Origin of the sequence: Streptomyces sp. NPDC050988, from assembly GCF_044456225.1 — a bacterium.
Taxonomy (GTDB): domain Bacteria; phylum Actinomycetota; class Actinomycetes; order Streptomycetales; family Streptomycetaceae; genus Streptomyces.
Map to the genome: position 1 here is coordinate 79,367 of NZ_JBITFQ010000040.1, position 12,754 is coordinate 92,120.

Genomic DNA, 12,754 nt, shown 5'->3' on the forward strand with positions numbered 1-12,754 from the left:
GTCCGGAACCCCCAGGTCAGCACATGTTCGATATGGGGCGCGGTCCACGTCAGGACGGCTCCTGCCACACCGTCCGCTCACGCATCGCTCACGCGGTAAGCCCTTAGCGGCCTCGGCCATGCCACCCCCGCCAACCGCAAGTTGCGTGCGATCAGACCCTTGCGCCCAAAGGCAATGGGTGGCCGGAAAACCTGGCTCACGCCTCAGTCTTCACATCCCAAACCCTTGGAAGTCGCAGGTGGTTACTGTAACTTGACGTTCCGTTAGTTGACCGGTGGTTGGGGAACCACGGTTGACCGGGGGAGGGGCCAGGGCATGGCATGTCCACGTCTAACGGATTGGCCTGTGGCCAGTCTCATCAGCTGGATTCGGGCGAGCCTTGAGGCAGACAAATAAGCATGCCGCCCCAAGCCGCATTCGAGCGCGGCCAGAGAGTAAGAGTCCAGGCCGCTGGCGTACCTGAGTTCGCCACAATCAGGTTCGCCCTGCCCGGAGATCAATCGGGGTCTTGGGATCTCATCCTGGTCGACGACGAAGACCGTCGTCACGAAGTGAATCTGGCAGCCGGAGACACCGAGACCGTGCGCCCTCTCGTCAGCGATGGGCAGGCCGACTCCGCCCGTGTGCTGGCCGCGATGTGGACCCAGTGGATGAACGCCGCGGCAACCAACGCCGAGTCCAGTGCGATGGCAGCCACGCCACTGAAGCCGTACGCGCATCAGACCACCGCCGTCTATGGAGCGATGCTCCCCCAGCCCCTGCTGCGTTTCCTTCTCTGTGACGAGCCGGGCACCGGAAAAACGATCATGGCTGGCTTATATCTGCGCGAGATGCAAAGGCTCGGCCTGATAAAGCGGGCGATCATCGTGTGTCCTGCGAACCTGGCCACCAAGTGGGTGGATGACTTCCAGCGATTACTGGGAGGCGGGCTGCGTCAGCTGACCTCGGCCACCGTGCGTGAGGACGCGCTGAACTCCAACGACCTATGGGTGGTGTCGCTGGAATTGGCAGCGGTGAACCCTGCAGTTCAGGACGCCATCCGGCCCGACAAGGCTGGCTGGGATCTGGTCGTCTTCGACGAAGCGCACCGACTGACTCCGACTGCTGCCGGCTTCCACCAGGTCGGACGGCTGTTGGCCAAGAACACCCCCCGCGCACTGCTGATGACAGCAACGCCGCACCGCGGCAAAGAGTGGCTCTTCCGACACCTGCTGCATCTGGTGGACGCGGAGATCTACCCGGATCCGGGCAACGACCCCAACATCAAGCTCAGTGCGCTGCGCCCCGGTCCCATCCACTTCCTGCGGCGGATGAAGGAGGACTTGGTCGACTACGACGGCACCACCCGGTTGTTCAAGGGGCGCACCGCGCACAACCACAGCGTCCCGCTGTCGCAGACCGAGTACGGCTTCTACAGAGCCGCCCTGGATATGGTCGACCGATTCTTCCCCCCAGTGGCACAACCGCTTGCCCGCATGGTCTACGGCAAGCGAGCAGCCTCCAGTCTCTACGCGCTGGCCGAGACGCTGCGCCGACGGCACGAGCACATGGGTGCGATGAGCGAGGCGGAGGCAGCACTCATCGCCGACCGTGAGGATCACGGTGACGAGGCCGAGGTCGATGAGGCGAAGGTGATTCACTCGGTCTCGGCCGCTTCCAGAGCTGAGCGTTCCGCGATCAACAGCCTTGTGCAGCAGATCGATGCAACAGTCACTGACTCTCGCTGGCAGCCGTCGAAGTGGAAGCGGCTCACCGACGACTGCCTGGCCGCCCATGGAATCCACCCCGGGAACGGTGAACAGGCCGTTGTCTTCACCGAGTACGCAGACTCGGCCGAGTGGATCGCCCAGCGGCTCCAGACCCAGGGATACACCGCACAGCTCTACTCCGGCCGCCAGGGCAAGACCGAACGCGACGAGACACGCAAGGCATTCATGCGCGGCGAATTCCAGATCATCGTCACCACTGACGCCGGCAACGAGGGCATCGACCTGCAGGCTGCGCACGTGCTCGTGAACTACGACATCCCGTGGTCTTTGGTCCGCCTCGAACAGCGGATGGGACGTATCCACCGCGTCGGTCAACAGCGCGAGGTCTACCTCTACAACCTGGTTGCTACCGACACCCGGGAAGGCAAGACCCTGCTCCGCCTCCTGGACAACTTCGTTACGGCCGCGAACGAACTGCGCGGCCAGATGTTCGACAGTCTTTCGGCAGTCGCTGAAATCACCGGCGTCGATTACGACAAGTGGCTTTCGGACCTCTACGGCAACGACGATCTGAAGAAGCAGCAGGCCATCGCCGCCGCCCAAGCGGTTCAGACGCAGGAACTCAGCCGGGCGGCCCGGAAGGTACGGGACAACGAGCGACGTCTGGCCAGCCAGGTGGACGCGGTGGCCGCACTGACGCTGCTTCAGCGTGACCTGTTCGCACGCATCAACCCGGCCATCGTCGAGGCATACCTCGACCGGCTCGCGGCGGCCGGCGTGCTGAAGTCCGCACCAACCGCGGCCGGGCCCGGGTTCCGGCGGCTCTCTCTGAGCGGCAAGGCCATATTTCCGGCCACGCTGGGCGGACGGAACGAAGTTCACGTCGCCACCAGCGGGGATGTGATGCGCGAAGCCTCAGAGAGCATCGACATCAGTGACACCGTCACCCTCGGCCCCGGTGAACCCGGCTTCAGCGACCTGATCAACACAGCCGAGCACACCCTAGCCGAGGCCCTGTACCAGTCCGGCGCCGCATCCGACCCCACCAGCCTCACCCCGTACGACTTGTACGCATACGAGGCGACGATGACCGAGAGCAACGGCAAACGCGCCAGCATATGGGCCACCTTGATCAAGGTGGACGACAGTGGCAATGCCCGCCCGGTGCGATGGGAGTCCCTGGCCAACCTCGTGCCCACCGACCAACACGGCGGCTCACCACATCCGGCTCGGGAGAGCCATGCGCTCACAGCTGCCCACGAAGTAGCCGCCGCGACCGTCACGGAGCACCGGAAGGTGCGCGCCGACTGGTTCGCTCAGGCCCGCCGTGACCTGACCAACCTGCCGCTGAGCCTAACCGACGGTATCGGTGACCGCCTTGCCCGCCTTGAGCTGCGGCACCGACTTCAGGACCAGACCGCTCGGCGACTCAAAGAGCTGGAGCGCCTCGCGGACGTACATCTGACCGAGCCGAAGCAGGTGGGTCGAATCCGCGTCCTAGCCACCGCCGACCTCAGCGTCCAGGCCGAGATCGACGCCGAGTTGGTCTCCATGCGGCACGTGCAGCAACTCCTTGAGGACGACGGCTGGACCGTGGCCGATGTCCACACCGAGGGCCGTGGTTACGACTTGGAGGCCCGCCGCCACAGCCAGGTCCGCCATGTCGAGGTCAAGGGCGTGCTGGGCAGCGCGGCCAGCGACGGCATCCGGATGACAGGCAACGAAGTCCTCATCGCGACCCAGCACCGCAAGGAGTACTGGCTCTACGTCATCGACCAGTGCGCCGACGGCAAGGGCCGGTTCTTCGGTGCTTATCAAGACCCCGCCACCCTCTTCGCGAACGTCATGACCGGGAACGCGGTGTTCCGCGTCCCGGGCACCAGCCTCAAGAACGCCCCCGGGAGTAACACATGACCCGCATGATTGAACGCTGGTTTCCCAGCGCAGAGGTATCGGCCAACAGTGACAAAGGCTGGGGCTCGGGCAACAGCGAGATCTCCCTGTTCATGTGGTTCGCAAAGCGACCCACCGCTCAGGCCAAAGCGGCCACCATCTGTTCCCTGCTGCCGTGGCCAGACAACACTGCAGAACGGACCAGGCTGCAGAATCTGGTCCGAGAGGCCATGAAGGGGCGCTATGCCGCATGGGGCGATCTTCAAACCGAGATCGCCAAGGCGAATCCTGAAGGCGCGACCACTCTGGACCCCTTCTCAGGACGAGGCATGATTCCCCTGGAGTCGGCACGTTTGGGCGTCCAAGCATCCGCTGTCGACTACAGCCCAGTCGCGGCGCTCGCAAGCCACTTGCTCACCTCCGCGCCGTTCATTGACTGGAGCGATGAGCCCGAGCTGCCGTTCGGGGAAGAGCGGGACCACCTACTCATGTCCCGTACGGACAGATTGCTCAGCGACCTCAAATCGCTGTTCTCAGAGATACAGACCCGTCACGCGGCCTCAATGAGCGACGTCTACCCCCGACACAACGGAGCCCTGCCGTGGGGCTACTTATGGTCCGTAACTATCCCTTGCCAGGAATGCCACCGCCGGTTCCCGCTCATCGGTTCCTACGAGCTGATGCCAGCCCGTGGCGACAGAGAGGCCGTTTCATTCTACATCGAGGCGGACCGGGCCTCCAGCACGTGGGAGGCGGTCGTGACCTCCGGAAGGCCCGCTCGCACGCCAACGCTGACCAACGCCGTAGTGAACGGCAAGAAGGTGGCGGGGAAAAGTGCGATCTGCGTGTTCTGTAATCACGTCCACCCGCTTGCAGTACACCGCCGGCAGTTACAAGAGGGACAAGGCCAGGACGTCCTGGTTCTCGCTGCGGACATCGACGTCAAGAGCCAGAAAACCTTCCGCCGCCCCACGGGCACAGAGCGCGAGGCTGTCGCTGCGGCCGGGCGGGCGCTGGCTACAGAGGCAGCATTCAGCCCGTTCCTGCCCGCCGTTCCGGAAGAGGGCATCGCACCGGGCAACAACAACATCATCGGCCCGAGCATCTATGGGGCGAAGACTTACGGCGACTTGATGGTCGGCCGTCAGACCCTTTCCTACGTGCGGCTCGCGCGCATCATCAATGAGCTTGGTGAAGAGCTGGCCGCCGCCGGGCTGTCGCGGGAATACGTGCGGGCCCTGACTGGGTACGCGACTGCGGTCGTGGTGAAGAAACTGCGGCGGTCCACCCGTGGCGCGCGGTTCCAGAGCAAGGGCGGTGCACAGGTCGGGGATCTGTTCGTCAATGAAGGGTCGATCACCTTTTCCCACGACTTCTTCGAAGCTGGCATCGGCGATGGCCCCGGAACGTGGAGTTCGATCTCGGACAACGTGCTGGCCGCCTGTCGCAATCTGTTCTCCGACCTGTGCGGCACGTCGGCCTCTGTGCAGCGAGGAACTGCCACCGCTCTGGCCTTCCCTCCTCGCACCTTCACCGCAGTCGTCACTGACCCTCCGTACGACCAGATGATCGCGTATGCGGACGCATCCGATCTCTTTTTCACGTGGGCTAAGCGATGCCTGCACAACACCTGGCCGGAACTCGCTATCACTGCCGACCCGTACGGCTGCCAGGACAAGAGCCAGGAAATCATCGTCAAGCGGGTTCGGGGCGAAGCCCCTGACGAACACCGCACCCGCGAGCACTACGACGCCCTAATCACCGAAGCCTTCACTCAGATGCGGCAGGTCGTCCGGGATGACGGCGTCGTCACGATCGTCTTCGGCCACGGGGAACCTGAGGTGTGGCAGCGCCTGCTGCACTCGATCGAGCGAGCCGGGCTGGTGATGACCGGTTCATGGCCAGCCAATACCGAGTCCGGTGGGCAGCAGGGTAAGGCCAATATCGAGACGACCCTGACCATGGCCTGTCGCCCGGCCCCGACCGACCGACCGGCAGGCCGCAAGGGCGCGGTCGAGTCCGAGATCAAGGCCGAGATCAAGCGGCGTTACCCGGACTGGGAGCGGTGGGGCCTGGCCCCGGCGGACATGTTGATGGCCGCTGCCGGACCAGCCATGGAGGTCGTCGGCCGCTACCACGAGATCCTCAATGCCAAGGGCGAACCCGTCGACATCTATACGTTTCTTCCGCTGGCGCGAGCTGCAGTCCAGGAGGCCATGGCCGTCGAGATTAGCCACCAGCCGCTGGAGACCTTTGATGCCCGGACGCGGTTCGCGCTGTGGTGGATCACTCTCTATGACCGGCAGGTTCGGGCGAAGTCCGAACTGCGCTGGCAGGCTTTGGCTTCTTCGCTCGACCTGGCAGCAATACGGGACCTGGTTCCCGATGCCGACAAGGGTGTCCGGTTCGTCACCTCCCGGGAATACAACGGCAAGATCGACGAAGACTCGACAGTCATCGACATCGCCCTCTCGCTCGCAGCTGCTTCGGAGGAGGGGCTGGAGGCCATGGGCCAGGTAATGGCGGCCACGGAGTATGCAGCTGACGACACCTTCCTGTGGGCCGCCGTCCAGTTCCTCGCGGACCGACTTCCCGTCAACGACCCCGACTCCGTCCGCTTCACCCGTGTGTTGCGCAACCGGACCGGCGTCGTCGGTGCCGCCGAGGCCGTGGAAGCGAGCAACTACGAAAAGACTCAGCTCCAACTGATCGGCAACGCCCAGTTGCGGCTCGTGTGATGACGACCAGTACCACCACCGTGATCCTCAGATCCGCCAGCCCAGGAGAGCAGCTGTGACGACCAGCGTGACGCCGTGGTGGAAGGCACTCAAACTGCGCCAGGAGATCCGGAGCGCCTCCGGGCAGATCGATGACGTACAGATGTCGCTGTTCCGAGCCGTTCACGCCACGGGAGCTGACCGGCCGCCCTATGCCGACGCCGACTACTACGGTGACATCACGCACCCGACCGAGCGGCTCATTGACCTGCTCACTGAAATCGCAGTCCGCGTCGGTGGTGGTGACGACTACTTGAAAGCCCGAGCAGTCACCCGACTCGACCAGGGCATGGGCGGGGGTAAGTCGCACGCCTGCATCGGTGCCTACCATCTTGCCGCCAATCCAAGGGCGTTGCTGGGAACCGAGCTTGGTCAGAAGGTGACCGAGCGCGCGAGGGCCAGAATCGGCCACCCGATTGCTGACGGCCTCGGACGTCCGCATGTCGTCGTGCTGCCCTGCGACAACATGACCCCAGGGGTCGGGGTACAGGAGCTGGATGGGCCCGCGGTCAACCTCTACGAGCGTTTCCTGTGGCGTCTTTTCTCCAAGGACTACACTCTCTTCGAACGCTACCGGCGGTTCTGGAGCGACAAACACAAGATCGCTGAGGCCATCAGCGCAGTGAACCGGCCCGTGCTGATCATCGTCGACGAGGTTCTCGACTACATCGGCAACGGACTGGACGGCGCAAACCAGACCGACCTGGCGGCCCAGGACATGGCGTTCCTACGGGCGCTACTCGATGTCATCAATGATGTCCCCCATGTCGCGATGCTGGTCGTGATGATCGCCTCCGACACCGACAAGACCGCGCTCTCGTCTGCCGCTCAGGCCCGCCGCGACGATCTGAACAGCCAGCTTGACCGCAACGGTCTGCCGACCACCGTGACCGGCGTGGGCGACTTCGCAGACATCCTCCGCCGGCGGCTGTTCGACGCCGAACCCGCAAGTGAGGTACTCGCGGCGACTGCTGCGCTCTACAAGGAAGTTCTGACGGACAAGACCTGGAGCAAGCAGGTCTGGGACCCGATAGGCGCCGCGTGGCGCCGCAACTGGCGCGCGGAGATGACATCTTGCTACCCGTTCCATCCCATGCTGATGAGCCTGGCGCAGGAGGAGTGGAGCAAGGTCACCGGATTCCAACGGGTCCGGTCCACGATCCGCATCTTCGCCGCCACGGTCTATGCCCTGCAGCAGCGCGGCAAGTCAGGCGAGTGGGTGCCGGCTCTCATAGGCCCCGGCGACCTGCCGCTGTCGGACAGCACCGTCCGAGAGGCGCTCCTGGGCAGCGGCCTAGTCGAGGACGACCGCACCATCGCGAACTATCGGAGTTTGGCCGAGATCGAGGTCGTCAACCACGACGGCTCGTCAGGCACAGCACGCCGCCAGGATCTCGAACGGCAGATCAGCTCTTGGGGCACGAGCAATCCGCGCGCGGCTGAACGGGCGGCCACCTTCATCTTCCTGGCAAGCGTTGTCGGCACCCTGCGCCCGGGGCGTGGCCGCGGAGCCAGTGCTCCTGAGGTCAAGGCGGCCACCGGCGTACCGGAGGCCACGTACACCGTGACCGACGCCGACGGCGTCGTCGATGAGCTGGTCAACCCGAACCAAGGGATGAGCGCGCTCGACATCACTCCCGGTCAGGGAAACAACAGGCCAGCCCGTTACTTCCTCTCCACCCGACTCACACACCGCATGCTGGTGAAGAACATCCGGCGCACCATCACCGAGACCGAACGCGACCAGGTCATCGCCGACATCGCGAAGAGGCTGGCGAGCAGCGGTCCATTCCGTGATCTGCAGTTCGTCCCGGCGGACCCCCAACGCAGTCCTGCCGATGTCCTTGCCACGGCCGGCTTAGACACGGCTTACACCACCCGGCTCATCGTCCTCGACCCGGCGCAGTACAGCCTGCGCAACGGCATGGAGAAACCGACCCTTGAGGCACTCACCGTCGCCATGGGGCTCGGGCAAGGCGCGCAGCAACTCCCCGTTCAGTGGGCGAGCAGCGCGGTATATGCCGTGGTGAACACCCAGCAGCGCGCTCTGGCCAGGAACTTGGCGGTGGAGTACCTGTCAAGGCAGAAGGCCATGCAGGCGCCCGAGATTCAGAACGACGACGAACTCAAGACCATCGGTGCCAAGGAGCTCGCCGAGGCCAAGACTCAGCTGGAGAGGGCGCTCAAGCGGGCGTACCAGCATGTTGCCTACTTGGCCCAGCCCGACCCGGACGGGGAGCGATACCTCGACCAGCTTACATTCGACAAGGACAACATCACCGCCCTCGACGGCATGCTCGTCTGGAAGGGCCTCGCTGCTCGGGACAAGGTCTTCGACACCGGCCAGTTCAGCGCAAAGGCCCTCTTGCACAACCTTCGCGACCACGACTACGGCAAAACCCTCTCCGACATCCGAGCCGCCTTCTACAGCGCCCCCCGATTGCCTTTGCTGTTCGGCGGTGACCGCGACCTTCAACAGGCGATCTACGATGCAGTCAGCCAGGGCCTGCTGAGCATCGTCGATGGAGCGGGCACCGAGGTAGAGGTCACAGCACCCGGACAGGTCAACCTCGCGAGCACGGGCCTGCGCCTCGCCAAGCCACATCCCAAGAAGTGCGCCGACTGCGACCAGCCGGCTCACGAAGGTCAATGCTCTTTGACAGCCGACGGCACCGTCGAAATCGTCTCGACTCGCAAGCCAGGCAGCTCAGCTGTCAACACACCGAGCGTGCCCAGGCAGCGCGAGACCGATGGGCCGAGTCCGGACCAGTCTCCGCAAAGGGAGCAGGCCAGGGACCGGCAGGTCGCCTTCTCGTTCACCAAGAACCTCCTGGCCAACGGCGACAGCGCCGACGGTTTCGCCGCACTCTTCCGGGCGTTCTACATGGCCCTGGACGAAAGGCAGATCAGCTATCTGCAGGGCACTCTCCAGTTGGTCATACAGGCTGATGAGGCCGAGCAGATCCAGCGACGCCTAGAAGAACTCGGCATAAACGGAACGTTCAAGGAGATCTGACGGGTTACGAGTCCTGGCAGGACCTTGTCTGTCGATGTGGGCTGTACGAAGCGGCTCGTATGGACTGATTCGCTATTGCACAAGGCGTAGCACCGGGCGCTGTTCCTGGCAATCGAGCAGTTCTCGGACGCGCTCGGTCGTCCAGGCCAGCTCATGCGCCAGTTTAGCTACCGACAGATCCGTTTCATTGCAGGCCAGTTCGAAGGCTTGGCGCAGAAGAGACGGTTGTTCGCCGGAGTAGTTCGAGACCGACTCGGGGATGAAACCCGGCTGGCCGTCCAGTGCACGCAAGCGTTGGTACGTGCGGCTGGTCGTGGCATCGGAGATGAGCCCAAGTTCACGGCACCGGTAGACGAGTGAGTGGATGGAGACGCCCCAGACCTGCCTAAGTTCGGCTAGTCGTGCGAGGTCCATCCGCTTGGGCAAGAGGGGAAGGACGCTGTCTTGGGGAGTGAGGAACTCGGCGGCGAAGGCGTCGGCTTCCTTCTCCTGACGGCTGTCTCCAGTGGCATCGCCGTGGAGTACGAAGTGCCCGAGTTCGTGGGCAGCGGTGAAGCGATGACGGTAGACGTCGTCGGCTCGGTTGGCTGTGAGGACCACGAGGGGCCGTGCCGCTCGGGTGGAGAAGGCGTCCACGGTGGCGGCCGAGGGGTCGGATGCCGGAGGCATCACGACGACGATGCCATGGGACTCCATGCGTCGGACGAGGTGGGTGACGGGCCCGTCCCCCATGCCCCAACGGCGACGGAGCTCTTGTGCTGCCCCAGCAGGATTCGTGGGCAGTTCGGCTCCGGGGTGGACCTCGCCCCCGGCGAAACCGGGCAGGTTCACCAAGGGCAGCTGAATCCGCCGTTCCAGGGCGTAGGTGAGTTCCCATACCTGTTCGGCAAAGGCGAGAGCTCGTTCCCTCTGGGACTTCGGCGTGCTGCGCAAGCTGCGGAAGTGGGCCATAGAGGCGTCGAGCCGGCTTACTGGACGGCCGACCAGGAAAAACGTGGCCGGTACGCCGAGTGTTTCGGCAAGACGGGGGATGAGGTCCGGGCGGGGGCGGGACACCCCTGTCTCGTACTGGCCCACCGCCGCCGGGGTCACCCCGAGGGCATTCGCGACGTCTTTCTTCGTCTTCTCAGCCAGCCGACGTGCCTGTGTCAGCCGAGCGGGATCAAAGCCGTCCGAGATGGCACGGGGCGTGGTGCCCCGCTCCTCCAGGCCCGGGATGAGGTCTTGCTTATTGGTTCGCATCATCTTCGCTGGTCTGGTCGTCGGCTGGCTCTGCTTCTGTCAGCGGCGGAACGTCGCGCTGTTGATCAACGTTCGCACGCGACGACAGCGTAAGGGTCGGCTCTGCTCCGCCGTCGAAGCTGGTCAGTTCTCGCTCGGACGCCGTGGCCTGCTTGGGGATGCTCCTCACGTGCTGTCCGTGGGACGTGACAGTGTCAGGCAGGGCGAGAGGCTCAGGGACGGACTCCCACACCAGGCGCCGCTCAGCACCCAGCGCCGCAATGCCCCAGTACGCTTCCAGGAGTTCGGAGGCATTGCAGGCGAAGGGAACAAGAATCAGACGGGTGCCTCGTGGCACAGATGCGAGACCACCTCGCGGCTCCACAACCTGACCGCTTTCCTCGAAGCCCTCGAACTCGAACGCGCTCTGCACCTCAGCCGGGCCGGGTGCGAACGTGAACAGCTCCTTCACCAACCGGGACTCACGCGGAATGCGCGCCGTGCGCACGTCCGACAAGGTCTTCGAGTAGAGGAACGGATAGAGCAGACCGTTCCCGACCACCATCAGCTCGAACGGGAACCCAAACGGCTTCACGGGAGTGGCTCCCGGCAGATCCTTCAGCTCCTCCCACACCCGCTCGAACTGCCCCTGCCACCGAGCCGAGCCGTACGTGTGGTTGGTACGCGATTCCGCCTGCTCCTGTGCAGCCTGCGCGTTGGCCTGCATGTTCCGTAGGGCCTGGCCAACGCCTGCTCGAACTGCCAGCGCCTGCTTGCCGAACACCTCGGTCGCCCAGGGGGAAAGAGACACACTCATGCGGACGACTCCTCTGGTCCGACTTCGGATTGGAGCACTGCACCACCGAACAGACTTTAGTTGATGTTCAAGTTCTTGCACAAGCGCTTCTCTGGAGCGCGTGATTTCCTCGCTGCTTCTTCAACCCAGAGTCAGATGATGCCGACGAGTCAAGGCGTGGCCTGCTCCTCATCGATACCGTCGCCGACCGCTGGGGCTATGACCTGCACGGCTCAGGCAAGCGCCCGTGGGGCAAAGAGGTCTGGGCCGAACTCCTCATCGAGGGCGACGAGTGAGCACCCCGACGGCGACGACCACATCTCTCCCGAACGTCGCCAGCCTCCGATCCGTCAGCAGATGGCGATGGTGTGCGCCTACTGCGCCCGATACCTGGGAGCGAGCGACCGGGTCTTGGGTGAAGTGCGCCATCTGGGCCCGCCGTTCCGGCTCTGGAGCTGGGCATCCAACTGCCGGACGGCCGGCTCGACCGTCCCGAATGCCCAGGAAAGGAAAAGGCTCCCGTGGCGTGGCAATGGACCACCGGAGATTGCTGGCTCAGGTGCACGCGCAGCGCACCGCAGTGCCGGTGATCTGGCTCGGCCCTCTTCAGCGGGACGGACAACCCGCCCCGGTCTACGTCTGCAAGCCGTGCCTCGACCGCCTCAAGGCGCAGCAGGCGCTCGCCTACTTCATGGAGCGGTGCCGACGGCCGTCTGACCAGATTCCCGCTTCCGGTCGTGCAGTGCTGTGCCGTGCAGCCGGGGGCGAGCGCCACCGCAACATCACAACTATTCAGAGGAGTTGGCATGACGCGTCGCGCCGTACGCACGAAGCGGGTTCCCGGTGAACCGGATGCCCACAATGGCGCCGCTGGCTCCCCGGTCCTCAGCACCCGTTTCGCGGAAGTCCTTGCCGCGGACGGGCCTTCCCGGTCCACTTCCCCCAAGCAGGGTGGAAGGAAAACGAGATGAGCGAGTCGTACGAGGAACTGGAAGCGCGGTACAGGGACGCCCTGAACCGGATGAGCGGGGCCTACGAGATCTTGCGGAAGATCATGGGCGATCCCAAGCCCCTCCCTCCCGGGGAAGAGCCGCCGGTCTTGACCAAGGCAGAGCGCAACGCACAGACCGAGGCCATGAAGGCGTTCCAGGAATACGTGCCAGTGCGGGATCTGTACTGGGCGACCCGGTGGGGCCGCGAGGGCAACCCACCTAGGGCCTGACGATGCGGCATGGGCGGGGGGGGGGGGGGGGGGCGGCGGCCCCCCCCCCCCCCCGGGCGGGGGGGCCCGCCCCCCCCCCCCCCCCCCCCCCCCCCCCCCCCCCCCCCCCCCCCCCCCCCC

6 protein-coding genes and 1 pseudogene are annotated in these 12,754 nt (G+C 64.7%); 5 read left to right on the forward strand and 2 right to left on the reverse strand.

Features of this window, described 5'->3' with window-relative positions:
* Positions 1–398 precede the first annotated feature (398 nt).
* From ACIBEI_RS44890 to ACIBEI_RS44900, 3 genes are read left to right on the forward strand one after another with little or no spacing between them, the layout of a single operon-like run.
* Complete coding sequence (locus ACIBEI_RS44890) at positions 399–3,623, forward strand: helicase-related protein (protein ID WP_398896863.1); 3,225 nt, start codon at positions 399–401, stop codon at positions 3,621–3,623.
* Positions 3,620–6,340, forward strand: coding sequence for a DUF1156 domain-containing protein (locus ACIBEI_RS44895; RefSeq protein ID WP_398896865.1), 2,721 nt, complete (start codon positions 3,620–3,622; stop codon positions 6,338–6,340). The genes ACIBEI_RS44890 and ACIBEI_RS44895 overlap by 4 nt, the downstream gene beginning before the upstream one ends.
* A 55-nt stretch (positions 6,341–6,395) precedes the next feature.
* On the forward strand, positions 6,396–9,395 hold the full coding sequence (locus tag ACIBEI_RS44900; RefSeq protein ID WP_398896867.1) for a DUF499 domain-containing protein: 3,000 nt from the start codon (positions 6,396–6,398) through the stop codon (positions 9,393–9,395).
* 72 nt (positions 9,396–9,467) lie between these two features.
* Here ACIBEI_RS44900 and ACIBEI_RS44905 read toward each other — a convergent pair whose 3' ends face one another.
* Positions 9,468–10,640, reverse strand: a complete 1,173-nt coding sequence (locus tag ACIBEI_RS44905) for a helix-turn-helix domain-containing protein (RefSeq protein ID WP_398896868.1) — start codon at positions 10,638–10,640, stop codon at positions 9,468–9,470.
* Complete coding sequence (locus tag ACIBEI_RS44910) at positions 10,624–11,433, reverse strand: hypothetical protein (RefSeq protein ID WP_398896870.1); 810 nt, start codon at positions 11,431–11,433, stop codon at positions 10,624–10,626. Before ACIBEI_RS44910 ends, ACIBEI_RS44905 begins: the two co-directional genes overlap by 17 nt.
* A gap of 134 nt (positions 11,434–11,567) precedes the next feature.
* Between ACIBEI_RS44910 and ACIBEI_RS44915 the strand changes: the two are divergent.
* Together ACIBEI_RS44915 and ACIBEI_RS44920 are read left to right on the forward strand one after the other, a co-directional pair.
* Positions 11,568–11,708: pseudogene (locus ACIBEI_RS44915) on the forward strand (ATP-binding protein); the annotation flags it as partial.
* A gap of 671 nt (positions 11,709–12,379) precedes the next feature.
* Entirely contained in the window at positions 12,380–12,634 is a 255-nt protein-coding gene (locus ACIBEI_RS44920; protein WP_398896872.1) for a hypothetical protein, read from the forward strand.
* Positions 12,635–12,754: the final 120 nt, after the last annotated feature.

Coding starts and splice junctions, on each gene's coding strand:
- ACIBEI_RS44890 (WP_398896863.1), top strand. CDS start 399: ATGCCGCCCCAAGCCGCATTCGAGCGCGGCCAGAGAGTAAGAGTCCAG.
- ACIBEI_RS44895 (WP_398896865.1), top strand. CDS start 3,620: ATGACCCGCATGATTGAACGCTGGTTTCCCAGCGCAGAGGTATCGGCC.
- ACIBEI_RS44905 (WP_398896868.1), bottom strand. CDS start 10,640: ATGATGCGAACCAATAAGCAAGACCTCATCCCGGGCCTGGAGGAGCGG.
- ACIBEI_RS44910 (WP_398896870.1), bottom strand. CDS start 11,433: ATGAGTGTGTCTCTTTCCCCCTGGGCGACCGAGGTGTTCGGCAAGCAG.
- ACIBEI_RS44920 (WP_398896872.1), top strand. CDS start 12,380: ATGAGCGAGTCGTACGAGGAACTGGAAGCGCGGTACAGGGACGCCCTG.